At 68.1% G+C, this 26,245-nt stretch carries 28 protein-coding genes and 1 riboswitch; of the genes, 11 read left to right on the top strand and 17 right to left on the bottom strand.

What is annotated here, in order from left to right; all coding sequences use genetic code 11:
- The 4 genes from A5745_RS23455 to A5745_RS23440 all read right to left on the bottom strand — a co-directional run.
- Window positions 1-598 (bottom strand): transglycosylase family protein (locus tag A5745_RS23455; RefSeq protein ID WP_076119304.1); only part of this gene is annotated, 598 nt, incomplete at its 3' end.
- 10 nt (window positions 599-608) lie between these two features.
- A riboswitch (cyclic di-AMP (ydaO/yuaA leader) is annotated at window positions 609-815 on the bottom strand.
- A gap of 205 nt (window positions 816-1,020) precedes the next feature.
- A complete protein-coding gene (locus A5745_RS23450; protein WP_371337084.1) occupies window positions 1,021-1,290 on the bottom strand; it encodes a MoaD/ThiS family protein in 270 nt (89 codons plus the stop codon).
- 1 nt (window position 1,291) lies between these two features.
- On the bottom strand, window positions 1,292-2,368 hold the full coding sequence (gene moaA, locus A5745_RS23445; protein WP_076119302.1) for a GTP 3',8-cyclase MoaA: 1,077 nt from the start codon (window positions 2,366-2,368) through the stop codon (window positions 1,292-1,294).
- Window positions 2,365-2,766, bottom strand: a complete 402-nt coding sequence (locus tag A5745_RS23440; protein WP_076057905.1) for a YccF domain-containing protein — start codon at window positions 2,764-2,766, stop codon at window positions 2,365-2,367. Before A5745_RS23440 ends, moaA begins: the two co-directional genes overlap by 4 nt.
- Before the next feature lie 163 nt (window positions 2,767-2,929).
- On the opposite strand from A5745_RS23440, the gene A5745_RS23435 reads away from it, so the two are divergent.
- The 3 genes from A5745_RS23435 (at window position 2,930) to A5745_RS23425 (ending at window position 6,438) form a co-directional block, all read left to right on the top strand.
- Window positions 2,930-3,337 carry a cold-shock protein gene (locus A5745_RS23435; protein ID WP_076057904.1) on the top strand — a complete coding sequence of 136 codons (408 nt, stop codon included), beginning with the start codon at window positions 2,930-2,932 and terminating at the stop codon, window positions 3,335-3,337.
- 123 nt (window positions 3,338-3,460) lie between these two features.
- Window positions 3,461-5,416 (top strand): acyl-CoA dehydrogenase family protein, encoded by a 1,956-nt coding sequence (locus tag A5745_RS23430; protein WP_076119300.1) that lies wholly within the window; start codon window positions 3,461-3,463, stop codon window positions 5,414-5,416.
- Window positions 5,417-5,433: 17 nt separating this feature from the next.
- Window positions 5,434-6,438, top strand: a complete 1,005-nt coding sequence (locus A5745_RS23425; protein WP_076119298.1) for a glutathione S-transferase family protein — start codon at window positions 5,434-5,436, stop codon at window positions 6,436-6,438.
- A 109-nt stretch (window positions 6,439-6,547) separates the two neighbouring features.
- Here the strand turns inward: A5745_RS23425 and A5745_RS23420 are convergent, their stop codons facing one another.
- Both A5745_RS23420 and A5745_RS23415 read right to left on the bottom strand, forming a co-directional pair.
- Window positions 6,548-7,036, bottom strand: coding sequence for a DUF2771 domain-containing protein (locus A5745_RS23420; protein ID WP_076057901.1), 489 nt, complete (start codon window positions 7,034-7,036; stop codon window positions 6,548-6,550).
- Window positions 7,033-8,691, bottom strand: a complete 1,659-nt coding sequence (locus A5745_RS23415) for an MFS transporter (protein ID WP_139329773.1) — start codon at window positions 8,689-8,691, stop codon at window positions 7,033-7,035. The genes A5745_RS23420 and A5745_RS23415 overlap by 4 nt, the downstream gene beginning before the upstream one ends.
- A 117-nt stretch (window positions 8,692-8,808) precedes the next feature.
- Here A5745_RS23415 and A5745_RS23410 point away from each other — a divergent pair, with 117 nt between their 5' ends.
- Window positions 8,809-9,672, top strand: a complete 864-nt coding sequence (locus A5745_RS23410; protein ID WP_139329771.1) for a DUF3027 domain-containing protein — start codon at window positions 8,809-8,811, stop codon at window positions 9,670-9,672.
- On the opposite strand, the gene A5745_RS23405 is transcribed toward A5745_RS23410, so the two are convergent.
- Together A5745_RS23405 and A5745_RS23400 are read right to left on the bottom strand one after the other, a co-directional pair.
- Window positions 9,669-10,124, bottom strand: coding sequence for an SRPBCC family protein (locus tag A5745_RS23405; protein ID WP_076057898.1), 456 nt, complete (start codon window positions 10,122-10,124; stop codon window positions 9,669-9,671). The two genes, A5745_RS23410 and A5745_RS23405, sit on opposite strands and share 4 nt — an antisense overlap.
- A 9-nt stretch (window positions 10,125-10,133) precedes the next feature.
- Window positions 10,134-10,439 (bottom strand): DUF2530 domain-containing protein, encoded by a 306-nt coding sequence (locus A5745_RS23400; RefSeq protein ID WP_076057918.1) that lies wholly within the window; start codon window positions 10,437-10,439, stop codon window positions 10,134-10,136.
- A 78-nt stretch (window positions 10,440-10,517) separates the two neighbouring features.
- Between A5745_RS23400 and A5745_RS23395 the strand changes: the two genes are divergently transcribed.
- The 3 genes from A5745_RS23395 to A5745_RS23385 are packed head-to-tail and all read left to right on the top strand — an operon-like array spanning window position 10,518 to window position 12,045.
- Window positions 10,518-10,949, top strand: coding sequence for a MarR family transcriptional regulator (locus A5745_RS23395; protein ID WP_076057897.1), 432 nt, complete (start codon window positions 10,518-10,520; stop codon window positions 10,947-10,949).
- Window positions 10,946-11,770: an RNA methyltransferase gene (locus A5745_RS23390; RefSeq protein ID WP_076119294.1), complete on the top strand. Its 825-nt coding sequence runs from the start codon at window positions 10,946-10,948 to the stop codon at window positions 11,768-11,770. The genes A5745_RS23395 and A5745_RS23390 overlap by 4 nt, the downstream gene beginning before the upstream one ends.
- On the top strand, window positions 11,767-12,045 hold the full coding sequence (locus A5745_RS23385) for a DUF2537 domain-containing protein (protein ID WP_076119292.1): 279 nt from the start codon (window positions 11,767-11,769) through the stop codon (window positions 12,043-12,045). The genes A5745_RS23390 and A5745_RS23385 overlap by 4 nt, the downstream gene beginning before the upstream one ends.
- On the opposite strand, the gene sepH is transcribed toward A5745_RS23385, so the two are convergent.
- Both sepH and serC read right to left on the bottom strand, forming a co-directional pair.
- Complete coding sequence (sepH, locus tag A5745_RS23380) at window positions 12,046-12,825, bottom strand: septation protein SepH (RefSeq protein WP_076119290.1); 780 nt, start codon at window positions 12,823-12,825, stop codon at window positions 12,046-12,048. It abuts the gene before it with no gap.
- 122 nt (window positions 12,826-12,947) lie between these two features.
- Complete coding sequence (serC, locus tag A5745_RS23375) at window positions 12,948-14,066, bottom strand: phosphoserine transaminase (protein ID WP_076119287.1); 1,119 nt, start codon at window positions 14,064-14,066, stop codon at window positions 12,948-12,950.
- A gap of 200 nt (window positions 14,067-14,266) precedes the next feature.
- Here serC and A5745_RS23370 point away from each other — a divergent pair, with 200 nt between their 5' ends.
- Both A5745_RS23370 and A5745_RS23365 read left to right on the top strand, forming a co-directional pair.
- On the top strand, window positions 14,267-15,292 hold the full coding sequence (locus tag A5745_RS23370) for a diiron oxygenase (protein WP_076119285.1): 1,026 nt from the start codon (window positions 14,267-14,269) through the stop codon (window positions 15,290-15,292).
- Between the two features lie 16 nt (window positions 15,293-15,308).
- The gene (locus tag A5745_RS23365) at window positions 15,309-17,006 is read left to right on the top strand and encodes an FAD-dependent oxidoreductase (RefSeq protein ID WP_076119283.1); all 1,698 of its coding nucleotides are present in this window, start codon (window positions 15,309-15,311) and stop codon (window positions 17,004-17,006) included.
- On the opposite strand, the gene A5745_RS23360 is transcribed toward A5745_RS23365, so the two are convergent.
- Together A5745_RS23360 and A5745_RS23355 are read right to left on the bottom strand one after the other, a co-directional pair.
- Window positions 17,003-17,458 carry a VOC family protein gene (locus A5745_RS23360; protein ID WP_076119280.1) on the bottom strand — a complete coding sequence of 152 codons (456 nt, stop codon included), beginning with the start codon at window positions 17,456-17,458 and terminating at the stop codon, window positions 17,003-17,005. The two genes, A5745_RS23365 and A5745_RS23360, sit on opposite strands and share 4 nt — an antisense overlap.
- 198 nt (window positions 17,459-17,656) lie before the next feature.
- Window positions 17,657-18,778: a citrate synthase 2 gene (locus tag A5745_RS23355; RefSeq protein ID WP_076119278.1), complete on the bottom strand. Its 1,122-nt coding sequence runs from the start codon at window positions 18,776-18,778 to the stop codon at window positions 17,657-17,659.
- Window positions 18,779-18,849: 71 nt separating this feature from the next.
- Here A5745_RS23355 and pdxH point away from each other — a divergent pair, with 71 nt between their 5' ends.
- Window positions 18,850-19,509, top strand: a complete 660-nt coding sequence (gene pdxH, locus A5745_RS23350; protein WP_076057888.1) for a pyridoxamine 5'-phosphate oxidase — start codon at window positions 18,850-18,852, stop codon at window positions 19,507-19,509.
- Window positions 19,510-19,685: 176 nt separating this feature from the next.
- A complete protein-coding gene (locus A5745_RS23345) occupies window positions 19,686-20,981 on the top strand; it encodes a citrate synthase (RefSeq protein WP_076057887.1) in 1,296 nt (431 codons plus the stop codon).
- On the opposite strand, the gene A5745_RS23340 is transcribed toward A5745_RS23345, so the two are convergent.
- The 5 genes from A5745_RS23340 to A5745_RS23320 are packed head-to-tail and all read right to left on the bottom strand — an operon-like array spanning window position 20,978 to window position 26,145.
- A complete protein-coding gene (locus tag A5745_RS23340) occupies window positions 20,978-22,573 on the bottom strand; it encodes an NAD(P)/FAD-dependent oxidoreductase (RefSeq protein ID WP_076119276.1) in 1,596 nt (531 codons plus the stop codon). The genes A5745_RS23345 and A5745_RS23340 overlap by 4 nt on opposite strands.
- A 15-nt stretch (window positions 22,574-22,588) precedes the next feature.
- Entirely contained in the window at window positions 22,589-22,852 is a 264-nt protein-coding gene (locus A5745_RS23335) for a DUF2630 family protein (protein WP_076057885.1), read from the bottom strand.
- Window positions 22,853-22,893: 41 nt separating this feature from the next.
- A complete protein-coding gene (locus tag A5745_RS23330; protein ID WP_076119274.1) occupies window positions 22,894-24,234 on the bottom strand; it encodes a HAMP domain-containing sensor histidine kinase in 1,341 nt (446 codons plus the stop codon).
- A 17-nt stretch (window positions 24,235-24,251) separates the two neighbouring features.
- The gene (prrA, locus tag A5745_RS23325; protein WP_139329770.1) at window positions 24,252-24,962 is read right to left on the bottom strand and encodes a two-component system response regulator PrrA; all 711 of its coding nucleotides are present in this window, start codon (window positions 24,960-24,962) and stop codon (window positions 24,252-24,254) included.
- A 43-nt stretch (window positions 24,963-25,005) separates the two neighbouring features.
- On the bottom strand, window positions 25,006-26,145 hold the full coding sequence (locus tag A5745_RS23320) for an FAD-dependent monooxygenase (protein ID WP_076119272.1): 1,140 nt from the start codon (window positions 26,143-26,145) through the stop codon (window positions 25,006-25,008).
- Between the last annotated feature and the right edge of the window lie 100 nt (window positions 26,146-26,245).

Genomic DNA, 26,245 nt, shown 5'->3' with positions numbered 1-26,245 from the left:
CGCTCGGCGACCGCGATCTGCTGATCCTTGGTGGCCAACTGAGCCGACGGGGCGTACTCGCCGCCGCCATGCCCGGCGGCGGAAGCGGCGCATCCGGGGGAGGCGCGTCTGCCGGCGGAGCGTCCGGCGGTGGCGGCGGCGCCAGCCAGGGCGGTGGTGCCAGCGGCCCGCCGTTGAGCCAGGGCAGATCAAGGCCGGCCGGTGCCGGTGCCGGGGCGGGAGCCTCGCGCGGCGTCGGGCCCGACAGCGGACCACCGCACACGGGCCAGGCGCCGCGGCCTTGGGTGGCCAGCACCCGCTCGGCGACCGCGATCTGCTGATCCTTGGTGGCCAACTGAGCCGACGGGGCGTACTCGCCGCCGCCATGCCCGGCCCAAGTGGCCGCGGTGAATTGCACACCGCCGTAAAAGCCGTTGCCGGTATTGATTCCCCAGTTGCCGCCCGACTCGCAACGGGCTACTTGATCCCATTCGCCATCGGTGGCCGCTGCGGCCTGGCCGGCCAGGGCGATGCTGCCGCCGCCAAGAACCGCCCCCGTGAAGGCGATCTTGGCGACGCTGATGTTGGAACTAGTGGGCTTACGGTGCCGTCCACTCATGCGCGCCGAAATTTCCTCTCTCGTACGCGCCTGCGAGGTCAGCTGTCGGGTTCGGGTGGGAGAGGCTACCCGGCCGGCGTCGTCCTGCCGACGACACCGGCTTCACCCCAAGGAGCCGCATGCGACTCCAGTCCGATCACGGTGGACCGTGGGTCCCCCGCCTCCATCCAGGTACGGATTCCCCGCCCTATTGGATGGAGCTCGGCGCGATAGGGAGGGGAGGAACGCCACCGGTAACTTGGCGAGCCTCCGCAGACGCTAGCGGGTTCTGTTGGTCTCGTCACGTTGGGCGACACCGGGCGTTTCCCTCACGGTCACGGGGAAAACCGCCAGGAACGTCGCGCGATCGCGCAGGTCAGAGCGCCCGAGATCGGAGCGTGTCCGCGCCGTTATCAATCCGTTATGTGACGCGTTTCACACCCTCAGCCGCCGGCGAACGGGGGCAGCACGTCGACCGTGTCGCCTGATCGCAACGCCTTGGTCTCGTCGCGAACGGCGATTCCGTCGCACAAATACGAGCATCGACTCAGCACCGTGGCCAGACGAGTACCCGGAACCGCCAGTCGTTCAACCAATTCGGCCACCGTGGTGCCCGGCCGCAGGATCACCGACTCCGATTCGGCTCCGGCGGCGGCGCGCGCGGCGGCGAAGTAGCGAACCGTGACCTGGATTCCGTCAGGTTCGACAGGCAGTTCAGCCACCGATCGAACTCATCGGCCGGTCGGGCTGGATGAAGTTGGGGTCGTTGATGCCGTGCCCGGCGGGCTTGCCCCACATCGCGGTACGCCAGGCCGCCTCGATCGCGTCATCGGGCGCGCCGCTACGCAACAGGCCGCGAAGGTCGGTCTCCTCGGCCGCGAATAGGCAGCTGCGAATCTGGCCGTCGGCCGTCAGCCGGGTGCGATCACACGTCGAGCAGAAGGCGTGCGACACCGATGCGATGACGCCGAACTTTCCGGCCGGCGTGTTCGGGCCCGTGTCCACCAGCCAGAGCTCGGCCGGCGCCGAGCCACGCGGCGCGGGATCGGGCCGCAGCCGAAAGTGCGGGCGCAGCGCCTCCAGCACTTCGTCGGCCGTCAGCGCGGCCTCCCGGCGCCATTGGTGCCCGGCGTCCAGCGGCATCTGCTCGATCACCCGCAGTTGGTAGCCGTGCTCCAGGCAGAACCGCAACAGCTCGACCACGTCCTCCCGTCCGGTAGCGGGATCGAGCACGGCGTTCACCTTCACCGGTGTCAGGCCGGCCTCCTTGCAGGCGGCCAAACCGGCCAGCACGTCGGTGAGCCGGTCCCGGCGCGTGATGGCCGCGAACCGTTTCCGGTTCACGCTGTCCAGGGAGATGTTGACCCGGTCCAGTCCCGCCTCGGCGAGCGCAACGGCGCGGCGCGCCAGCCCGACGCCGTTGGTGGTCAGCGAGATCTCCGGTCGCGGCCGCAGGCCGGCCGCGGCGGCGACCACCTCTTCGAGATGGCGGGCCAACAGGGGCTCCCCGCCCGTGAACCGCACGCTGGTGATGCCGAGCCGGGTCACCGCAATGCGCATCAGCCGGGTCAGCTCGTCGGCCCGCAGCAGTTGCTCCCCGGGCAGCCAGTCCAGCCCCTCGGCGGGCATGCAATAGCTGCAGCGCAGGTTGCAGCGATCGGTCAGCGACACCCGCAGGTCGGTGGCGGCCCTGCCGTACGTGTCAAGCAGCGGGCCGTCGGTTGGGGCGTCGCTGGTACGGCCCGCGTTCGTTCCGGGCACCGTCGGGACACCGAGCGCGGTCAGCGTCATGCGGCCACCAGTCCTACGGCCGGCGAGTCGACCGGAACGATTTCCTTGCCCAGCGGCATCAGCGACACCGGGATCAATTTGAGGTTGGCCAGCGCCAGCGGAATGCCGATGACGGTGATCGCCATCGCCACCGCGCTCACCAAATGACCGATCGCAAGCCACAATCCGAACAGCAAGATCCAGATGACGTTTCCGATCAGGGCGCCCGTGCCGGCCGTCGGCTTTTCGACGATCGTCCGGCCGAATGGCCATAACGCGTAGGACGCGATCCGCAGCGAGGCGAAGCCGAAGGGGATGGTGATGATGAGCAGAAAACTGATCAGCGCCGCCACCAAGTATCCGGCGGCCATCCAGAGGCCGCCGAACACAAGCCAGATAATGTTCAGGATCAGGCGCATATCTCCTCCAGCGGTCCTCCCAGCCTACCGAGTAACCCCTAAACGGGGGTGCTGGGCGGGCGGCCACCCGAGTAGGATCTGAATCCGCATCGCGTCCTGCACAGGCGGGGCGCTTCTTGTGTTGTCCATTCCTAGTTATCCGTCAGACAAGCAGGTGAGACGAGTGCCGACCGGCAAGGTGAAGTGGTACGACGCCGACAAGGGGTTTGGCTTCCTGTCGCAGGAGGACGGCGAGGACGTCTACGTCCGCTCGTCGGCGTTGCCCGCGGGTGTCGAGGGCCTCAAAGCCGGGCAGCGCGTGGAATTCGGTGTGGCCTCGGGCCGGCGGGGACCGCAAGCGTTGAGCCTCAAGCTGATCGATCCGCCGCCCAGCCTGTCCAGGCCGCGCCGCGAGGGGCCCGCCGAGCACAAGCACAGCCCCGACGAGCTGCACGGCATGGTCGAGGACATGATCACGCTGCTGGAGAGCACCGTGCAGCCGGAGCTGCGCAAGGGGCGCTACCCGGACCGCAAGACGGCCCGCCGGGTCTCCGAGGTGGTCAAGGCAGTCGCGCGGGAGCTCGACGCCTAAACCCCGACAACGACCCAGAACGCACTGCCCCTCGAAGCTACCGGGTGGTAACTTCGAGATTCGTAGGCGTGGTATCCGGGCCAGTATTCACGCGTCGTGTGAGTCGTTAGCGAGGAGGCTGCGATGGCACAGCAAGCGCAGGTCACCGAGGAGCAGGCGAGAGCACTCGCCGAGGAATCCCGCGAAAGTGGTTGGGATAAACCGTCGTTCGCCAAAGAGTTGTTCCTCGGGCGTTTTCCGTTGGAGCTCATCCACCCATTTCCCAAACCGTCCGACGCCGACGAGGAGCGCATCCGCGCGTTTCTCGACAAGCTGCGGCAGTTTTTGGACACCGTCGACGGCAGCGTCGTCGAGCGCGACGCGCAGATTCCCGATGAATACGTGAAGGGCCTGGCCGAATTGGGCTGCTTCGGCATGAAAATACCGGCCGAATACGGCGGCCTGGGCATGTCGCAAGTCGCCTACAACCGCGCCCTGATGATGATTTCGAGCGTCCATCCCAGTCTTGGCGCGCTGTTGTCGGCCCATCAGTCGATCGGGGTACCTGAGCCGCTCAAACTCGCCGGGACCGACGAACAGAAGCGGAAGTTCTTGCCGCGCTGCGCCGCTGGGGCCATCTCGGCCTTTCTGCTTACCGAACCGGATGTGGGCTCGGACCCGGCGCGCCTGGCGTCGACGGCGACCCCGATTGAAGATGGCAAGGCGTACGAACTCGAGGGCGTGAAGTTGTGGACCACCAACGGCGTGGTCGCCGAACTGCTGGTGGTCATGGCCCGGGTGCCCAAGAGCGACGGGCACCGCGGCGGGATCAGCGCCTTCGTGGTCGAGGCCGATGCGCCCGGGATCACCGTGGAGCGGCGCAACAAGTTCATGGGGCTGCGCGGCATCGAGAACGGCGTGACTCGGCTGCACCGGGTGCGGGTGCCCAGCGAAAATCTGATCGGCCGCGAAGGCGACGGGCTCAAGATCGCGCTGACCACACTCAACGCCGGACGGCTGTCGCTGCCCGCGAGCGCGACGGGGTCGGCCAAGTGGGCGTTGAAGATCGCCCGCGAATGGTCCGGGGAGCGTGTGCAGTGGGGCAAGCCGCTGGCCAAACACGAAGCGGTGGCCAGCAAGATCTCGTTCGTCGCCGCGACGTGCTACGCGCTTGATGCCGTGCTCGAGTTGTCTTCGCAGATGGCCGACGAGGGGCGCAACGACATCCGCATCGAGGCGGCGTTGGCCAAATTGTGGGCCAGCGAAATGGCCTGCGTGATCGTTGACGAGGTTTTGCAGATCCGGGGTGGGCGGGGCTATGAGACCGCGGAGTCGTTGGCCGCGCGCGGCGAGCGCGCAGTGCCGGTCGAACAGGTGGCCCGGGACCTGCGGATCAATCGCATCTTCGAAGGCTCTAGCGAGATCATGAGGCTGCTCATCGCCCGCGAAGCGGTCGATGCCCACTTGAGCGCGGCCGGCGACCTCGCCAAGGCCGACGCCGGTCTGCGGCAGAAGGCCGCCGCGGCGGTCGGCGCGAGCGGGTTCTACGCAAAGTGGTTGCCTCAGCTGGTCTTTGGTGAAGGGCAGCGACCGAAGGCCTACAGCGAGTTCGGCCCGCTGGCAACGCACCTGAGGTTCGTCGAACGCTCGACGCGCAAGCTGGCGCGCAACACCTTCTACGGGATGGCACGGTGGCAGGCCAAGCTGGAGCAACGGCAGGGATTCCTGGGCCGCATCGTCGATATCGGTGCCGAGCTGTTCGCGATGTCCGCGGTGTGCGTGCGCGCCGAGGGCCAGCGGGCCGCCGACCCGACCGTGGGGAAGCAGGCGTACGAGGTGGCCGCGACGTTCTGCCAGCAGGCAACCCTCCGCGTCGAGGCGCTGTTCCACGCGCTGTGGAGCAACACCGACAGCACGGACGTCCAGCTGACCCACGACGTCATGGAGGGCCGCTACACCTGGCTCGAGGCGGGGATCGTCGACCAGTCGGAGGGGACCGGGCCGTGGATCGCGCACTGGGAACCGGGCGAGTCGACCGAGACCAACCTGGCTCGGCGGTTTCTGACGGTGTCCGCCGCGCCGACGGAGGCGAATCTCTAGGAGGCGCAGTCGTCGTCATGGCCACCTACGTTGCCGGGGCGGGTGAATTCACTCGCGACACCAACTACATCACCACCCGCATCACTGCCGACGGGCGCGATGGTTATCCCGTAGAGCCGGGCCGGTATCGGCTCGTGGTTGCCCGCGCCTGCCCGTGGGCCAACCGCACGATCATCGTGCGGCGGCTGCTGGGCCTGGAAGGCGTTCTCTCCATTGGTTTTTGCGGTCCCACCCACGACGAGCGCAGCTGGACTTTCGACCTCGACCCGGGCGGCGTCGACCCGGTCCTGAAGATCCCGCGGCTACAGGACGCCTACTTCAAGCGGTTCCCCGACTACCCCAAGGGGATCACCGTCCCGGCGATCGTCGACATCCCGACCGGCGCGGTGGTCACCAACGATTTCGCGCAGATGACGCTGGATTTCTCCACGGAGTGGACCGCCTACCACCGCGAGGGCGCGCCGCAGCTATACCCCGAGCCGCTGCGGGCCGAGATCGACGAGGTGAGCAAAAGGATCTACACCGAGATCAACAACGGCGTCTACCGCTGCGGCTTCGCCGGGTCGCAGCAGGCCTACGATGCCGCCTACGACCGGCTGTTCACCGCATTGGATTGGGTGAGCGATCGCCTGAGCGCGCAGCGATACCTGGTGGGCGACACCATCACCGAAGCGGACGTGCGGCTGTTCACCACGCTGGCCCGCTTCGATCCCGTCTACCACGGCCACTTCAAGTGCAATCGAAGCAAACTGTCCGAGATGCCGGTGTTGTGGGCATACGCGCGCGACCTGTTCCAGACGCCCGGTTTCGGCGACACCATCGACTTCGTCCAAATCAAGCAGCACTACTACATCGTGCACGCCGACATCAATCCCACCAGGATCGTTCCCAAGGGGCCGGACCTGGCAGGCTGGCTGAGTCCACACGGCCGGGAAGCGTTGGGAGGCAGGCCTTTCGGAGACGGGACGCCTCCCGGGGCGCCGCTCGAGGCTGAGCGGGTCCCGGCCGGTCACGGCGCGTAACCCCTCCGCCGAACGTCGACTTGTTGGGCGAAATCGAATCGAGTGTGCGCCCACGGCGGCGACACGCCGCTGGAGGCCGCCCTGAGCGCACACTCAACGCCCTAAAGGGCTAAGAAACCAGGCGCACTGACCATTCCGCGTGCGGGGCATCGCGCAGCTCGCCGGAGGGATCAACCACCAGCGTCAGCAACTGCACCACGATCCCGGTCAATCGCCCCCGATGCGGGTCGACCGTCGGAATGGTGACCGCGAGCCGGGTCCCCGGGCGAAACATGGTGGTGGCCGTGTTCGCGGGATCCTCGTACACCTGCAGCAGCCGCCACGGTGCCCGCGAAATGGCCTCGGGCACCGAGAGCTGCACCGGATAGCGGTCGGTGACCTTCAATTCGCCCTGCGCCTGCGGTGTTTGACAGTCCTCGAGGTTGAGCACGTTGCAGTAGAGGTACGGCCCCACCCGGGTCAGATGCCCATGCGAATACACGCTGATCTCGGGTCGCTGCGGGCCGGGCCGGCGCACGAGTAGCCAGGTTCCCACCCCGGCGCCCACGGCCAGCAGTGCCACCAGGGCCGTAAGCAGAACGGCGACACCGCGTTTCACTCCGGCACCGCCGCCGGACGCCGGCCGTGACCGCGGTGCATGCTCTCCTGCTCGACCATGACCGGCCGGTTACCCCCGAGGCCGGGAATCAACGAGTTGCCGCGGAAGCTGACGACGGTCTGCGCCAGCCCCAGAATGAGCAGGGCGCTGACCGCGGTGAAGCCGACCCACAATTCGGTGTAGACCATGACGCCGAGCGCACCGCCGAGCACCCAGGCCAGCTGCAGCGTCGACTCCGACCGTCCGAACCCCGATGCCCGCGATTCCTCGGGCAGGTCGTGTTGCAACGACGCGTCCAGGGACGCCTTCGCGATCGCGCTGGAACCCGAGGTGACCAGGGTGGCTATCACGGCCACCAGCAGGTTGCCCGCCACGGCTGCGGCCAGGGCGACCGCGCACACCGCCACCGTGCAGCGCACCACCAGCACGGCCGGCCTACCCAATTTCAGCCGTGCGCTGGTGAAGTTGCCGGCGAAATTGCCGATCGCGGCCGCGGCGCCGATCATCCCCAGCATGGCGAGCTGGGCCCAGCCGTTGGCTTGGTGCGCCTTGGCGACGAACGCCGGATACAGGAACAGGAAGCCGACCATCACCTTGATGGTGCAATTGCCCCACAGCGAGGTGATGATGTTGCGGCCCAACGGTTGTCGCAGTGTCCCGCCGACCTTCTTGACTTCCTCGGGCCAGCTTCGCCGGAGCGGGTTGCTGTCCTTGCGATAGCTCAGGGTGGCGGGGACCTCGCCCGCGGTCACCTCGACCCAGCGCGGAATCCGCATCGACAGCAGGGCGCCGGCGACCGTGACCGCGACCACCACGAACAACGCCCCGGGCAGCTTGAACAGGTGGGTGCAGACGAACTCGACGCCGCCCGCGATGGCGCCGCCGACGATGGTGCCGCCCAGCAGCCCGAAGACGGTGAGCCGCGAGTTGACTCGCACCAGGTCGATACTCGGCGGCATCACCCTGGGCGTCACGGCACTGCGCAGCACGCTGAACGATTTCGAGAAGACCATCATGGCCAGCGCGCACGGATACAGCACCATCGACGGGAAGCTGCCGGTGGCCCCGTCGTAGTTCACGATCAGCACCACCGCCAACGCCGTGCGGAGCGCGAACGACAGTGCCAGCGCGACGCGGCGGCCGTGCTGCAACCGGTCCAGCGCCGGGCCGATCAGCGGAGCGATGACCGCGAACGGCGCGATCGTGATCAACAGGTACAGAGCAACTTTCGACTTGCTCTCCCCGCTGGCCGCCGCGAAGAACAGCGTGTTGGCCAATGCGACCGCCATCGCGGAGTCAACCGCGAAGTTCGCCACCACGGGCCAAGTCAGCGCCGTCAGGCCGGACTTGTCGGCGCCGTCCGCGGTGGCCGCCCGCTGGACCATCCAGTACATACGGGAGCCCATCTCGCGGCTTCGCTGGGCCGCCGCGCGGGTGACGGTGATCCGTTCGCCAGAGGCGGGCCCACGCGGCGGCGTGGGCGGGCGGTCCGGTTCCGGCTGCTGGCCCAGCGGTGGGAGATAGCGGTTTGCGCTGGGCGTGGGCGCCGAGCGGCGAGCCCGCCGGTAGTCCGGATCGTCGGCGGGGTAATTGGCCATGCCGGGGTGCTGGTTGCCCGACCCGTTGCGCGTCCGCCGGCCCGGGTGGGAGGCCACCCGGCCGGGATCGTCACGCCGCCGCCCAGACACAAATCAATTCTGTCCTATCCCGGCAGGCAACCGGGTGTGGCTCGCCAACCTAGTATTGGAGGCGCAGTGCAGAGAGGGGACAGCGTGACCGGATCCATCGGGGAATCCGCCGTGGCAACCGAGGCCGAGTGGCCGGCAGGGTTGGCGGCGGTGCTCACGGGTGCGGTCGACGCGGCCCGGGCGGCCGTCGTGGAGTTCGCTGGCGCCGAGGCCGTCGGGGATTACCTGGGCGTCAGCTACGAAGATCCCAGTGCTGCGACGCACCGGTTCCTGGCCCACCTGCCCGGCTACCAGGGATGGCAGTGGGCCGCCGTCGTCGCGGCCTATCCGGGCGCCGACCACGCGACGATCAGCGAAGTGGTGCTGGTGCCCGGCCCGACGGCGCTGCTAGCGCCCGAATGGGTGCCATGGGACCAGCGGGTGCGGCCCGGAGATCTGAGCCCCGGGGACCTCCTGGCGCCGGCCGCCGACGACCCGCGGTTGGTGCCCGGCTACGCCGCCAGCGGCGACCCGCAGGTCGACGAGACCGCCGCCGAAGTGGGGCTTGGCCGCCGCTGGGTGATGAGCGCATGGGGCCGCGCCGAGGCCGCCGAACGGTGGCACACCGGGGACTACGGTCCCGATTCGCCGATGGCGCGATCCACCAAACGCGTGTGCCGCGACTGCGGTTTCTTCCTGCCGCTGGCGGGATCGCTCGGCGCGATGTTCGGGGTGTGCGGCAACGAGCTTTCCGCCGACGGGCACATCGTCGACAAGCAGTACGGGTGCGGCGCGCATTCCGATACGCCCGCCGCCGCAGGCACCGGCTCACCTATGTATGAGCCGTACGACGACGGTGTGCTCGACGTCATGGACAAGCCCGCGGAGCAGCCCTCGCCGGAACCGGCGGACGAGCCCACGCGGGAACCGAGCGATTCGCCGGAGCCCCCCGCGGAGCCGTCGGACTAGCTTTTCTCGGCAGCGGCTTTGATGTTCGCGAGCGAGGCGTTCATGCCCTCGACCAATTCGCGTTCGAAGTTCGACGTTCCGCCGAAGAGCGTTTTCACCGAGACGTTCGAGAACGCGCTGACGCCGTTTTCGGCGTGCCGGCTCTCGATCACCCGCGTGCCCTGGCCGCTCGGCTCGAGCTCGTAGCTCCAGATCGTGCGATTGGTGTTGACCCGGAACGCCAGCTTCTTCTCCGGTACGACCTCGACGACGGTGCACGTGGTGGTCCAGAACAGGCGGTTACGCCGATTCAGGTTGAGGGTGCGCGTTCCGGGGCGCAGCGGGCCGAAGGGCTTCATCCACCGACACTGCGGGCTCCACTCGGGCATCCGTCGAAAGTCGGAAATCAACGCCCAAACCTTCGAAGCCGGCGCGTCGATGTCGACCTGCGCTTGAAGTAGCGGGGCTACCATTGCACCTCCCTATTTGGGGTCGAGATAGTTTTCGAGTCCCGTTTGCGCGCCACGGTCGCCGCGGCGGGCGGCGGCGACCTGTAACACGACGATGCTGCTGCCGAGCAACCCCGTGCCCAGCCCGGCGAGCGTCACCGGTCGCCAACCCTCGAGCGCCGGTACGACGAACGCGGCCGCCGCAGCGACCAGCCAACCCAGAAAGCCCACGACCACGACGGGCCAGACCTGGAGCAGCATCGGCGGCAGGGCCGGCGCTTCGGGGCTTTCGCCAGGTCCGGTCTCGCCGGGTGCGCTTTCGCCGGGTGCGACAGACATCACGCTCAACATAGCCTGCGCTCCGGCGTGGGGTGCGTTCGTGTTCCTAGTTATCGGCTTCCGATGTAACCTCGCGCCATGCCTGACAGCGATGCGCGGCTGGCCAGTGACTTGTCGCTGGCCGTCATGCGGCTGGCCCGCCAACTACGCTTCCGGAATCCGTCGTCGCCGGTGTCGTTGTCGCAGCTTTCGGCGCTCGCGACGCTGGCCAATGAGGGCCCAATGACGCCCGGCGCCCTGGCGATTCGGGAACGGGTCCGGCCGCCGTCGATGACCCGGGTGATCGCCTCGCTGGCCGACGAGGGCTTCGTTGACCGCGCGCCGCATCCCGTCGACGGCCGGCAGGTGCTGGTGTCGGTGTCCGAGTCCGGCGCCGAATTGGTCAAGGCGGCCCGGCGCGCCCGCCAGGAGTGGCTGGCCGAGCGGCTGGCGACGCTGGACAGCGACAAGCGCGCCACCTTGCGCGAGGCCGCCGATCTGATGTTGGCCCTGGTCGACGAAAGCCCGTGAGCGACGGCCCGAATGTCCAGGACGTCGACGATCCCGACGACCCGCGACTCGACGATTTCCGCGACCTGAACAGCGTCGACCGCCGTCCCGATCTGCCCAGCGGAAAAGCGTTGGTGATCGCCGAAGGTGTCCTGGTCGTGCAGCGCATGCTGGTGTCGCGGTTTACCCCGCACGCCCTGCTGGGCACGGACCGCAGGCTGGCCGAACTCAAAGCGGACCTCGCCGACTGCGCGGCGCCGTTCTACCGGGCCTCTGCCGAAGTCATGGCGCGGGTGGTCGGCTTTCACCTCAATCGCGGCGTCCTGGCGGCCGCGAGGAGGGTGCCCGAGCCGGCCGTCGCGCAGGTTGTCGACGGCGCCCGCACGGTCGCGGTGCTCGAGGGCGTCAACGACCACGAGAACCTGGGCTCGATCTTTCGTAACGCGGCGGGACTGGGCGTGGACGCGGTGGTGTTCGGCGGCGGCTGCGCGGATCCGCTGTATCGCCGCGCGGTTCGGGTGTCGATGGGCCATGCGCTGCTGGTGCCGTACGCCCGGGCGGCAACCTGGCCTGGTGACCTGATTACGCTGAGGGACAAGGGATTTCGTCTGCTTGCGATGACTCCGCACGGCCGGGCCTGCGCGCTGGCCGAGGCGATGGCCGCGGCGCGCGACGAACGTGTTGCGGTGTTGGTGGGCGCCGAGGGGCCCGGGTTGACGCCGGCCACGCTGCGATTGAGCGATGTGCGGGTACGCATTCCGATGTCGCGCGGCACCGACTCGCTCAACGTCGCGACCGCGGCCGCTTTGGCGTTCTACGAGCGGGTTAGGCTCGGCCCGTGAGCGACCAGCGCTCCCAGTCTGTGCCGTGGGCAACGGGTTTGACGGTGGCCGGGTTCGTCGCGGCGGTGACCGCGGTCGCGATCGTCGTGCTCAGCCTCGGGCTGGTGCGAGTACATCCGCTGTTGGCCGTCGGGCTCAACATCGTCGCGGCCGGGGGACTGGCGCCGACGTTGTGGGGGTGGCGACGCACCCCGGTGCTGCGCTGGTTTGTGTTGGGTGCCGGCGTAGGTGTGACGGGCGCGTGGCTGACGCTGCTCGCGCTGGCGGTGTCGTAGCTAGCGCTGCCCGCCGGAGCGCACCCCGAGCAGTACGTCCTCCCACGCGGGAATGACCGGCTTGCCGCGTCGCGTGTGCACCGGCTGCTCTTGCGGCGTTGCGACGGCCGGCTTCACCGGCGTCGCGACCGACGGCTTCGCGGGCTCGTCGAAGTCGACGTGGGCCACCGGCGCCACCGGCCGCAGCGGACGCTCGAAGTTCGGGTCGATCAGCTCACTGGCCGCGTCGTCGATCGCGGTGACCGTGCCGCCGTGAGCGCCCGGCGTGAAGCAGAAGTGTGCGTTGTTGTCGGAGCGGCCGGCCTTCCACGCGAGCTGCACCGTCCATCGGTTGTCTTCGTTGCGCCAGGCGTCCCAGCTGAGCTTCTCGTGGTCGAGGCCCCGCGTCACCAGCGCGGCGCTGACGGTCTCCAGCAGAGTGAGCACCGCGGGCCCGTCGTCGAGCATCGGATGTGCGGCCGTTGCCAGCTCCGCCGCGCGAAAACGCTCCAGCAGCACCGGGTGGGCGAAGCGGCGGATCCGCGCGATGTCGGAACCCGACGCCGCGGCCACTTGCTCGACGGAGGCGCCCGCACGGATCTTGGCCTGAATCTCTTTGGGGCTCAGCATGTTGGTGACGTCGATCTCGAGGTGCGGTTGCTCCGGCTGCGCGGTTTCGCCGTTCAGCGCGGCCCGCAATCGGTCGTCGATCGCCAGCCTGAACTCCTCTGCGGGATCATCGCTCTCGCAGACGATGTATTTGCTGTCGGCATCGAGCCTAACCATTTTGAGTTCCCGCATGGTGTTCTCCTCGCAGGCTCCGTGCAGGTCAGCGACGGACCCGTCACGTGCGCACTCTAGTCCAGCCGACGCCCATCACCTGTGCTGACACGCTGGGCGGTTGCGTGCGGATTGCCGGCGGGTTAAAGCCGTTCGACCACCCAGTCGACACACTGGGTGAGGGCGCTGACGTCGTCGGGCTCGACCGCGGGGAACATCGCGACCCGCAGCTGGTTGCGGCCGAGTTTGCGGTACGGCTCGGTGTCGACGATGCCGTTGGCCCGCAGGATCGATGCGACCGCCGCGGCGTCGACGTCGTCGACGAAGTCGATCGTGCCGACCACCTGGGAACGCAGCCCGGGATCGGCGACGAACGGCGTCGTGTACGGCCGCTCCTGCGCCCAGGAGTACAACCGCTGCGACGAGTCGGCCGTGCGCTTGACCGCCCAATCCAGCCCGCCGTTGCCCAACAGCCAGTCGAGCTGTTCGGCCAGCAGGGCCAGGGTGCCGATCGCGGGCGTGTTGTACGTCTGGTTCTTCAGGCTGTTCTCCACCGCGATAGGCAGCGACAGGAAGTCGGGCACCCAGCGACCGGACGCGGCGATCGACTCGACCCGGGCCAGCGCGGCCGGGCTCATGATCGCCAGCCACAGGCCGCCGTCGCTGGCGAAGTTCTTCTGCGGCGCGAAGTAGTACGCGTCGGCGTCGGTGATGTCGACGGGCAGGCCGCCGGCGCCCGAGGTCGCGTCGATGACGACTAACGCGTCGCCCGAATCCGCCGGGCGCTGGACCGGCACCGCGACGCCGGTCGAGGTCTCGTTGTGCGCCCACGCGATCACGTCGACCGACGGATCGCTCCGCGGCTCCGGTGCGCTGCCGGGATCCGCCTTGACGATGATGGGATCCCCGATGAACGGGTTCTTGACGACGGCGGAGGCGAACTTCGAGCTGAACTCGCCATAGGAAAGGTGCAGCGAGCGCTTGTCGATCAGCCCGAAGGCCGCGGAATCCCAGAACGCCGTCGCGCCACCGTTGCCCAGGATGACCTCGTAACCGTCGGGCACCGAGAAAAGCTCCGCGAGTCCCGACCGGACCCGCCCCACCAGATTCTTGACCGGCGCCTGCCGGTGCGAGGTGCCGAACAACGCCGCCGCGGTGGTGCTCAGCGCCTGCAATTGCTCGGGTCGGACCTTCGACGGACCCGATCCGAAGCGGCCGTCGCGGGGTTTGAGGTCAGCGGGGATCTGGAGCTCGTCAGCCATGCCAGCCAGCGTAGTAAGCGGCGCGGGATCGGTGCTGCGGCGGCCCGGCCGCCGGCTTCTCGGTGTGAGCCAGGACACACGATTGGGCTGACCACTGGTCAGCCCACACTGCCCGGCGGGGTCTGGAACATTCCCGGTACCCGCGGTACTGTCTAGACACAGCACGTCCAAATGTAAACCTCGTTGGGGAGGGCTTGGATATGGCCAGGACGCGAATGGTCCGGCGTTGGCGCCGCAACATGGAAGTCCGCGACGACGTCGACTACGTCAACATGCTTGCCACACTGTCCGAGGGGTCGGTGCGGCGAAACTTCAACCCGTATACCGATATCGATTGGGAATCACCGGAATTCGCGGTCACGGACAACGATCCCCGCTGGATCCTGCCGAAGACCGACCCGCTGGGCCGCCATCCCTGGTATCAAGCCCAGTCCGACGAACGCAAGATCAAGATCGGCATGTGGCGCCAGGCCAACGTGGCCAAGGTGGGGCTGCACTTCGAGTCCATCCTGATCCGCGGGTTGATGAACTACACGTTCTGGGTGCCCAACGGGTCACCGGAGTACCGGTACTGCCTGCACGAGTCGGTCGAAGAGTGCAACCACACCATGATGTTCCAGGAGATGGTGAACCGCGTCGGCGCCGATGTGCCGGGGATGCCGCGGATGCTGCGCTGGATCTCGCCCCTGGTTCCGCTGGTCGCCGGACCGTTGCCGGTGGCGTTCTTCATCGGTGTGCTGGCCGGCGAGGAGCCGATCGACCACACCCAGAAAAACGTTCTGCGCGAAGGCAAGTCGCTGCACCCGATCATGGAGCGGGTGATGGCGATCCACGTGGCCGAGGAAGCCCGGCACATCTCCTTCGCTCATGAGTTCCTGCGAAAGAGGTTGCCGCAGTTGACTAAACGGCAGCGGTTCTGGGTCTCGCTGTACTACCCGCTGACCATGCGGGTGCTGTGCCAGGCGATCACCGTGCCGCCCAAGGCGTTCTGGGGGGAGTTCGACATTCCGCGCGAGGTCAAGAAGGAGTTGTTCTTCCGGTCGCCGGATTCGCGAAAGTGGTTGAGCGACATGTTCGCCGACGTCCGGATGCTGGCCAACGACACCGGGTTGATGGAAACCCGTTCGGCGCGGCTCATGTGGCGCCTGTGCAAGATCAACGGCAAGCCGTCGCGCTACCGCAGCGAACCGCAACGCCAGCATCTGGCCGCGGCGCCGGCCGCCTAGCGGTTCCGGGAGTTCTATGCCGCACGTTATTACCCAGTCGTGCTGCAACGACGGGTCCTGTGTCTTCGCATGCCCGGTGAATTGCATTCACCCGACACCGGACGAGCCTGGCTTCGCGACCTCGGAGATGCTCTACATCGATCCGGTGGCCTGCGTGGACTGCGGCGCCTGCGTGAGCGCCTGCCCGGTGGGCGCGATCGCGCCCGACACCCGGTTGGAGCCCAAGCAGCTGCCGTTCGTCGAGATCAACGCGTCCTTCTACCCGCCGCGGCCCGCGGGCGAGAAACTGCCGCCGACCTCGAAGCTGGCCGCGGTGATCCCGGCGGCGGAGGTGCGCGCCCGCCGTCAACCGCTGACCGTCGCGATCGTCGGGTCCGGGCCCGCGGCCATGTATGCCGCCGACGAGCTGCTGACCCAACATGGCGTGCGCGTCAACGTCTTTGAGAAGCTGCCCACGCCCTACGGCCTGGTTCGCGCGGGGGTGGCGCCGGATCATCAGAACACCAAGAAAGTCACTCAGCTGTTCGACCGGGTCACCCGTCATCGCCACTTCCGGTTCTATCTCAACGTCGAGATCGGCAAGCACTTGAGCCACGCCGACCTGCTGGCGCACCATCACGCCGTGCTGTACGCCGTCGGTGCGCCCGACGACCGCCGCCTGGACATCGAAGGCATGGGGTTACCGGGCACGGGAACCGCCACCGAATTGGTCGCATGGATCAACGGACATCCCGACTTCACCGAGCTGCCAGTCGATCTCAGCCACGAGCGGGTGGTGATCATCGGCAACGGCAATGTCGCCCTCGATGTGGCCCGTGTGCTCACGGCGGACCCGGACGACCTGGCCCGCACCGACATCTCCGATCGTGCGCTGGAGGCATTGCGCGGCTCAGCGGTCCGCGAGGTGGTGATCGCCGCGCGGCGCGGCCCGGCGCATTCCGCGTTCACGTTGCCCGAACTGATCGGGCTCACCGGCGCCTCGGAGGTCGTGCTCGATCCGGGCGATCAGCGGTTGGTGGCGCGCGATCTCGCGTCCACCTCGGACATGTTGACCCGGAACAAGCTGGAGATCGTGAGCAAGCTCGGCGATGCTTCGGCGCCGCGTGCGGACACCCGGCGGCCACGAGTCCGGCTGGCCTACCAGCTCACGCCCCGGCGCGTGCTGGGCCAGCATCGCGCCACCGGTGCCGAGTTCTCCGTCACCGGCACCGATGAGGTGCGCCGGCTGGACGCGGGCCTCGTGCTCACGTCGATCGGCTACCGCGGCAAGCCGATTCGCGATCTTCCATTCGACGAATCCGCGGCGGTCGTGCCGAACGAGGGCGGGCGCGTCGTCGATCCCGCCTCCGGTGGCCCGGTGCCCGGCGCTTACGTCGCGGGATGGATCAAGCGCGGACCGACCGGCTTCATCGGCACCAACAAGTCCTGCTCCTTGCAGACCGTGCACGCGCTGGTCGCCGACTTCAACACCGGCAGGCTGGCGGATCCGCTCGCCAAGCCGGACGCGCTGGACCGGCTGGTGCTTGCCCACCAGCCCGACGCCGTCGACTCCGCGGGGTGGGGCGCCATCGACGCCGCCGAGATCGCCCGCGGCAGCGACGCCAGTCGACCGCGCGTCAAGTTCACCGCCATCGGCGACATGCTTGCCGCCGCGGCCACGGCCAGGCCGGCGCCGTCGAGGCGCCGGCTGCTGGCCCGGCTGCGTGACTTCTAGCCGGCCTGCCCGGACATCGCCGCTTGAATGTCCTCGGGGCTGACCTCGCGCACCGGCTGACCTAACGACCAGTGATGCCCGAACGGGTCCTCGACCACGCCGTAGCGGTCGCCCCAGAACTGGTCGTCCAGCGGCGTCACCACGGTGGCGCCCGCGTCCAGCGCCTGCTGGAACTTGGCGTCGACGTCGGTGACCGTCAGATGGATCGTGACCGGCGTGCCGCCGAGTGACTTCGGCGTCATCGACTTGCCGCCGCACACTTCCGGGAAGTCGTCGTTGAGCATCACCAGCGAGCCGTTGATGCGCAGCGCGGCGTGGACCAATTTGCCGTCCGGGCGGGGCACCCGGCCCAGCTCAACGGCGCCAAAAGCCTTGACGTAGAAGTCGATCGCCGCTGCGGCGTCGCCAACGACGAGGTGTGGGGAAACTGCGGGTTCGATGTCGATTGCCATGCTGGCCTCCTTGCTGTCGGTCTCGTGCGCGGCCTCGGGCGGGGACCGCTCACGGTTATTGACTGCGCCCGCGATGCAAACTCATCGCGGCGATGGCCATTTAACCGCCGGGCACCGACAACTAGCGGACGCGAGCGTAACGCCAGGGCGAAAAATTGGGCCGAAGTTCGCCGTGACGTTACGCCCGCGGGCGGAAGCTCAGGCCGTGGTGAGCACCCGGTCCCAGCCCTGCACGGACTCCGGGCTGCGCGGCCCCGGCCCCACATAGATCGCCGACGGGCGGACCAGCTTGCCCAGCCGCTTCTGCTCGAGAATGTGCGCGCACCATCCGGCGGTGCGGCCGCAGGTGAACATCGCCGGCATCATGTGGGCCGGCACCTGGGCGAAGTCCAGGATCACCGCGGCCCAGAACTCGACGTTGGTCTCGATCGGGTGGTCGGGACGCCGTTCGCGCAGCTCGGCCAGCGCGGCCTGCTCGAGTGCGACCGCCACCTCGTAGCGCGGCGCACCCAGCCGTTCCGACGCTGCCCGCAGCACCCGCGCCCGGGGGTCTTCGGCGCGGTAGACCCGGTGCCCGAAGCCCATCAGCTTGTCGCCGCGGTCCAGGATCCCCTTGACCAGGCCGCGGGCGTCGCCGGTGCGCTCGACCTCCTCGAGCATCGGCAGCACCCGGGCCGGCGCCCCGCCGTGCAGCGGGCCGCTCATCGCCCCGATCGCCCCGGACAGGGCTGCCGCGACGTCGGCGCCGGTCGAGGCGATCACTCGCGCCGTGAACGTCGAGGCGTTCATGCCGTGCTCGGCCGCGGACACCCAATAGGCGTCGATGGCCTCGACGTGCCTGGGATCGGGCTCGCCCTGCCAGCGAGTCATGAATCGTGCTGTCACCGTAGAGCATTCGTCGATGACGCGCTGCGGGACCGCGGGCTGATAGATTCCGCGCGCCGACTGCGCGACATAGGACAGCGCCATCACCGACGCCCGGGCCAGTTGCGTGCGGGCGGTGGCGTCGTCGACGTCCAGCAGGGGCTTGTACCCCCAGATCGGCGCCAGCATCGCCAGGCCGGCCTGCACGTCGACGCGGACGTCGCCGGTGTGGATCGGCAGCGGGAACGGCTCTGCCGGAGGCAGTCCGCGGCCGAACTCACCGTCCACCAGCAAGCCCCACACCTCGCCGAACGTGACCCGCTGGCTCACCAGATCCTCGATATCGACGCCGCGATAGCGCAAGGCGCCGCCGTCTTTATCCGGCTCGGCGATCTCGGTGGTGAACGCGACCACACCGTTGAGGCCAGGGACGAAATCTTCCGGGACCACAGTCATGGGAAAATTCTCGCACCCCGCTTCCGGGCGGACGCTACCGGCCGGTAGCAAGCGCCGGTAGCGTTGGCGCGATGGCAGGACCAGACGACGACCACCTGCAACGAATGCGAGTCGAGTACGGGTCGGTCGAGCGGGACGGTGGTCCCGACCTCGACGCGGATTGGCTCGATGACGGTTGGCTTGCCTTGCTGCGCAAGTGGATTGACGACGCCGAACACTTCGGGGTGCCCGAACCCAATGCGTTTGTGCTGGCCACCGTCGCCGAGGGTAGGCCGATGAGCCGGTCGGTGCTGTGCAAGGGCGTGGACGAGACGGGGATCACATTCTTCACGAACTATGACTCAGCCAAAGGCATCGAGCTCGCGGCGACGCCGTACGCGTCGGCGACCTTCCCCTGGTATCTCCTGGGGCGACAGGTGCACGTCCGCGGCGCGGTGACCAAGGTCGACCCGAGGGTCACCGCGGAGTATTGGTCCAAACGGCCGCGCGGCTCGCAGCTTGGCGCGTGGGCCTCACACCAGTCGCAGCCGATCGCCTCGCGCGCGGCGCTGCTCGACCAGCTGGCCGACGTGACCGCGCGCTTCGCCGACGACGAGCGCATCCCGGTGCCACCGGGGTGGGGTGGCTACGTCATCGCACCCGAAGTGGTGGAGTTCTGGCAGGGCCGGGAAAACCGGGTGCACAACCGGATCCGGGTCATCGGCTCGCGGGTCGAGCGCCTCCAGCCCTGACCGAGGTGAGCAGCGGACGGGCCACGTAGCGCCCGTTGTGACGGGTCGCCTGATGATTGCCTAAGGAAGATCGTCGAGACCCACCCCGGGCAGGCGCTCCGCCACCATAACGACTACCTTCAGCTATAAGCACCTAGTCAGGGCAGCCATACCAGCCAGAGCGCAAAGGGGTTCTCGTGGCCGACACCGACGACACCGCAACTCTCAAGTACCCGGGAGGCGAGATCGACCTGGAGGTCGTCCACGCCACCGAGGGAGCTGACGGCATCGCGCTGGGCTCGCTGTTGTCCAAGACCGGCCACACCACGTTTGACAACGGGTTCGTCAACACCGCCGCCTGCAAGAGCTCCATCACCTACATCGACGGCGACGCCGGGATCCTGCGCTACCGCGGTTACCCCATCGAGCAGCTGGCCGAGAAGTCGACCTTCATCGAAGTCAGCTACCTACTGATCTACGGCGAGCTACCGGACAAGGAGCAGTTGGCCGAGTTCACCACCAAGATCCAGCGGCACACCATGTTGCACGAGGACCTCAAGCGGTTCTTCGACGGCTTCCCGCCCAACGCCCATCCGATGCCGGTGTTGTCCAGCGTGGTGAACGCGTTGAGCTCCTACTATCCGGATTCGCTGGATCCGATGGACAACGGGCAGGTGGAGTTGTCCACGATTCGTCTGCTGGCAAAGCTGCCCACCATCGCCGCGTACGCCTACAAGAAGTCGGTCGGACAGCCGTTCCTCTACCCGGACAATTCGCTGTCGCTGGTGGAGAACTTCTTGTGGATGACCTTCGGGTTGCCGGCCGAGCCGTATCGGGCCGATCCCGAAATCGTGCGGGCGCTGGACATGTTGTTCATCCTGCACGCCGACCACGAACAGAACTGTTCGACGTCCACGGTTCGGCTGGTGGGCTCGTCGCGGGCCAACCTGTTCACCTCGATCTCCGGCGGCATCAATGCGCTCTGGGGCCCGCTGCACGGCGGCGCCAACCAGGCGGTGCTCGAGATGCTGGAGGAGATCCGCGCGAGCGACGACGACGTCAGCGAATTCGTCCGCAAGGTGAAAAACCGCGAGGCCGGCGTCAAATTGATGGGCTTCGGTCACCGCGTCTACAAGAACTACGACCCCCGCGCGCGGATCGTCAAGGAGCAGGCCGACAAGATCCTGTCGAAACTCGGTGGCGACGACGACCTGCTGAGCATCGCCAAGGAGCTCGAGGAGAAGGCGCTCACCGACGACTACTTCATCGAGCGCAAGCTCTACCCCAATGTCGACTTCTACACCGGCCTGATCTACCGGGCGCTCGGTTTCCCCACCCGGATGTTCACCGTGCTGTTCGCGTTGGGCCGGCTGCCCGGGTGGATCGCGCACTGGCGCGAGATGCACGACGAGGGCGACAGCAAAATCGGCCGCCCGCGCCAGATTTACACCGGGTACACCGAGCGCGACTACGCCACGATCGAGCAGCGCTAGGTGGCCGGGCCGGGCCCGGCGAACACTGCTGTAAGTGCCGCCATCGCGGCGTTGTGGCCCGCGATGCCCGATACCGCTCCGCCGCGGCGGGCGCCCGACCCGCACAACATAATTCGCTCGTGCGCGGTGGCGACGCCCCATTGCCGTGCCGGGGTGTCCAACGCGTCGCCGTCGTCCGCGAACGGCCACGACAACGCGCCGTGAAAGATGTTGCCCGCGGTCATCCCCAGTTTGCGGTGTAAGTCCAGGGTGGTCGTCGTCTCGATGCATGGCCGGCCGTTCGCGTCGCTCATCAGCACGTCCTGAATCGGTTCGGCCAGAACGGAATTCAGCGACGCCAGCACCGAATCGGTCAGCCGGTCACGCAGTGCCCCGGAGTAGGTCCCGTCGAATAGCGAATGTGGGGTGTGCACGCCGAACACCGTCATCGTGTGAGCGCCCGAGTCACGCAGCTTGGGCGGAAGGATGCTCGGGTCGGTCAGCGAGTGGCAATAGGCCTCGCACGGCAACGGATCCGGCAGCTGTCCGGCGGCCGCGTGCGAATACGCCGTATCCAGTTGCGTCCATGTCTCGTTGACGTGAAAGGTCCCGGCGAATGCTTGTTCGGCGGTGATGCTGTCGTCGCGCAAGCGCGGCAACCGCCGCAGCACCATGTTCACCTTGACCTGCGCGCCCTGGGCCGGCCTCGCAGGCCGTTCCCCGAGCAGGCCGGCCAACACCGTCGGCGTCACGCCCGCCAGGACGAAGCGGCAACGGGTGGTGTGCTCTTCGTCGCCGCTGCGGTAGCGCACCAGGCCGTCCGGATCGACGGCGAAAACGTCTGCACCGGTGGTGATTTCGGCACCGTGACCGACGGCCGCCGCGGCCAGGGCCGCTGTCACCGAGCCCATCCCGCCGATGGGGACATTCCACTCTCCGGTGCCTCCACCGAGCACGTGATACAGGAAGCAGACGTTCTGGATCAGCGACGGCTCGTCCAGGCGGGCGAAGGTGCCGATCAGCGCGTCGGTGGCGATCACGCCGCGCACCAGGTCGTTGCGCACCGCGCCCGCGATCGCGTGTCCGATCGGCTCGTCGACGATGGCCCGCCACGCCGACGCCGTATCGGGATCGCCGCCGTCGAGGACGTGCCGGCGGGCTTGTTCGCGGGTGCGCAGCGGTTCGAGCAGCGTCGGCCAGAGGCGTTCCGTGACTACTCGGCAGCGCCGGTAGAACGTCGCGAAACCGTCCTCGTCGTCGGCTGCGCCGATCGCTGCGAATGTGCCGGGTTGCCCGACCAGCAGCCCGGTGCGGCCACCGGTGTCGGGGTCGGGCGTGTACGACGAGAACCGCCGCCGGGCCAGGGGCGCCGCGGCGCCCAGGTCGTCGAGGATCCGCGGGGGCAGCAGGCTGACCAGGTACGCGTAGCGCGAGACCCGGACGTCGACACCGTCGAACGGCTGCGCGGAGACCGAGGCACCGCCGACGTGTCCCAGCCGCTCCAGCAGCCGCACCCGAAGGCCCGCCCGGGCCAGGTAGCCCGCCGCGACCAGGCCATTGTGGCCCCCGCCGACCACGACAACATCGCACTCCCGGACGCCGTCGACCGCCATGTTCCGGATGTGCTCCTAGCCGAGGTAGCCCTCGACCTGGCCGGGCGGACGTACGGCCGCTTCCTTTGGGTCGCCACCCGTCTCGCGCAGTGCCCGACGCTGCCGCAGCAGGTCCCAGCACTGGTCGAGTTCGATCTCCACCTGGCGCAGGCGTTCGTGCTCTTCGGACTCGGTGATATCCCGGCGCTGCAGCTGCGTCCGCAGCGCTTTCTCCTCGGCGACCAGGTCGCGGATGTGCGCCAGGGCGTCGCTGTCGGTTGGTGTGTTGCCATCGGCCATCGTCCTAGTGTGCCCGAGACCGGCGGCGCGTGACGGCGACGCTAGCTCGGACCGGGCAGGCGCAGCACCAGCCGCGCGCCGCCCAGCGGGCTGTCCTCCAGCGACGCCGTTCCGCCGTGCAGATGCGCCTGCTGTGCCACCAACGCGAGCCCCAAGCCCGAGCCCGAGTGTGAGGCCGTCGAACCGCGAGAGAATCGGTGGAACACCACCTCGCGCTCGCCTTCGGGCACCCCGCTGCCGTTGTCGTCGACGGCGATCTCCACTCCGGCCCGCGAGCTGACCGCGGACAGCTGGACCTTGGTGGCGCCGCCATGCTTGACGGCGTTCGCGATCGCGTTGTCGACCGCGAGGCGCAACCCCGCCGGCAATCCCACGATGATGCAGGTTGGCGACGGCACCAGCGAGACGTCGACGGTGGGGTAGATCCGTGTCGCGTCGTGGGCGGCGCGGTCGAGCAGATCGGTGATGTCGACCGGCACGTGATCGTCGGACGTCGACAGTTCGCCCTGGGCCAACCGCTCCAGGGCGCTCAGGGTGGCCTCGATCCGCGACTGGGTGCGGATCACGTCGTTGAGCACTTCTTTGCGTTGGTCGTCGGGCAGATCCAGGGTCGACAGCACTTCGAGGTTGGTGCGCATCGCGGTCAGCGGAGTGCGCAGCTCGTGGGAGGAGACGGCCGCGAAGTCGCGCGCCGAAGCCAGTGCCTCCTTGGTCCGGTTCTGCTCGTTCCAGATGCGCTGCAGCATTCCCCGCATCGCCTCGGCGATTTCGACCGCTTCGCTGGCGCCGTGCACTTCGACTCGCGGCGCCTCGTCTCCCGCGTCGATCGACCGGGTCTGCTGGGCGAGCTGCTTGAACGGGCGCACCGCGAAAGCGGCCAGCAGCCAAGCGAATACGGCCGCCGCGCCGATGGCGAAGCCACAGATCAGCATCACCCGTCGATGCAAATTGTTGGTCTCGGCGAGGGTGGCGTCGTAGGTGGCGCCGACGGCGAGCGACGTTGGCCCCGGCCCGGGAATCTCCACCGTCCGCACCCGGTAGCGCACTCCGTTGATGTAGGTGTCGGCGTAGCCGTCGTCCAGCTTGGGCAGCGTGACATCGGAATTCGACTTGATCAGGTTGCCGCTGCGGATCGTCATGATGGCGTCACGGTCGTTGGGCGAGCGGGGGATTTCGCCAAGACCGCGGGGCAGGAACGGGATCGCGAAGCCCGCGGCCTCGTCGAGACGGCGATCCAGCCGCTCTTTGCGGTCGTTGGTGATGCCGACCCAGACCACGGCGCCGACGATGAGCACCGGAATCGCGGCCCCGATGGCCGTCGCGACCACCACCCGGGTCCGCAGCGACGGCGTACGAGCAACGATTCGCGACAGGATGTTCATGGCCTGCTTCGATCCGGTTACTGCATGCGCAGCACGAACCCGACTCCTCGAACGGTGTGCAGCAGCCGGGGCCCACCGTTGGCCTCGAGCTTGCGGCGCAGGTAGCCGATGAACACGTCGACGACGTTGGTGTCGGCCGCGAAGTCATACCCCCACACCAGCTCCAGCAGCTGCGCGCGTGACAGGACCGCGGTCTTGTGTTCGGCCAGCACCGCCAGCAGGTCGAACTCCCGCTTGGTCAGGTCCACGTCGACGCCGTTGACCCGGGCCCGCCGGCCCGGGATGTCCACCTCCAGCGGCCCGACCGTGATGGTTTCCGAGGACGACGTCGCGGTGGCGCCGCGGCGGCGCAGCAGCGCCTTCACCCGGGCCACGAGTTCGGCCAGCACGAAGGGTTTGACCAGGTAATCGTCGGCGCCGGCCTCTAGCCCTGCCACGCGATCGTCCACCGAGCTGCGGGCGGACAGCACACAGACGGGCACGTCGTTGTCCATGGCGCGCAATGCCGTGACGACGCTGACGCCGTCCAGCACGGGCATGTTGATGTCGAGGACGATCGCGTCGGGCCGGGTCTCGGTGGCGCTGCGCAACGCCTCGGCGCCGTCGACCGCGGTCGATACCTCGAATCCGGAGAGTCGCAGTCCGCGTTCGAGCGAGGCGAGCACGTCGGAGTCGTCGTCGACGACCAAGACGCGAGGTGAGGTCACACCAGTGTCCATGTCGCCCATTTTGCCGGATTGTTCGCTATCGGGGTGGGAGGCGCGACTCTGCTCACCGGCGGTCGAGGCCGCTGAGCTGAACCGCAATCTGCCGGCGCACCGCGGGAACTCCCGCGGCCAGGCGCATGGCCGAGTTGCGGACCGGGCGCACCGGGCGCGGCAGGGTCGCCATCTTGGTCAGGCGTCCGGTCAGTTTCAGAACCTGCTCGGCATATCCGCGCTGGACGGCGGCGTAGGCGTCCAACGCGGTGTCCGAACCGCCGCCCACGACCTCGGAGAGCGCGCGGGCAAGCGAAATCGCGTCGAGGATACCGAGATTCATGCCCTGTCCGCCGGCGGGGCTGTGCACGTGGGCGGCGTCACCGGCCAGCAATAGTCGCCCGGCCCGGTAGCTGTCGGCGACGCGGTGGTGGATGTGGAACCGCGTTCCCCACAGCAGCTCGGTGACCACCGACTCGCCGGGTCCGAATCCCCGGCTGTCCAGCAGCGCCTGGACGAACTCCGCCGAGGGCTCCTTCGGTGCGTCCGCGGCGGGCGCGACGATGCGGAAGATGTCGCCGGGTAGCGGCGCCAGCACGGTCAGGCCTTCGTTGGCGTAGAACAGGATCACCTCGTCGCGGGGTGCGGCACCGGCCAGCCGCACGTCGGCGAGTGTGAACGATTCGGCGAATTCGCTTCCGGCAAAGCCGATCCCGGCCTGCTCACGGACCACGCTCTTCATACCGTCGGCACCGACGACATAGCGGGCTCGAATGGTCTCGCCGTCGTCGAAGGTGGCCGTGACGCCGTCCGCGTCCTGGGCCAGCCGGCGCAGCGTCTTGGGTCGGATCACCTCACCGCCCAGTTCGTGGAGTCGCTCCAGCAGGAGCCGTTCGGTGTCGGCCTGGGAGATCATCAGGCTGTACGGATATTTCGTCGGCAGCTTGCTGAAGTCGATGGAGACCAGCACGTGTCGGCCCTCCCGCATCGTGAAGCGCGGCGCGATCAGCCCGGCGTTAACCAGCCGCCGGGAGACGTCGATGTCTTCGAGCACCTCGAGCGTGCGGGCGTTCACCACGGCCGCGCGGGTGGTGTTCTGGCCCTCGGCCAGCGCGTCCACCAGGACGGCGCGGACTCCGCGGGTGATCAGGGAAGCGGTGGCGGCGAGGCCGGTGGGACCTGCGCCAACGACGAGGACGTCGGTGTCGTTCATGGTTGGCTCCTTTGCTGTGGATAAGTCAACGCTTGTTGGCATAACTCCATGCTGGCGCGTCTTCCGTGCAATGTCAACAGTTGTTGGCCTACAATTGTTG

This window comes from Mycobacterium sp. IS-2888 (assembly GCF_001954215.1).
Classification (GTDB): domain Bacteria; phylum Actinomycetota; class Actinomycetes; order Mycobacteriales; family Mycobacteriaceae; genus Mycobacterium.
The sequence above is the reverse complement of the archived record's forward strand: the minus strand, read 5'-3'. Positions and strand labels throughout refer to the sequence as shown.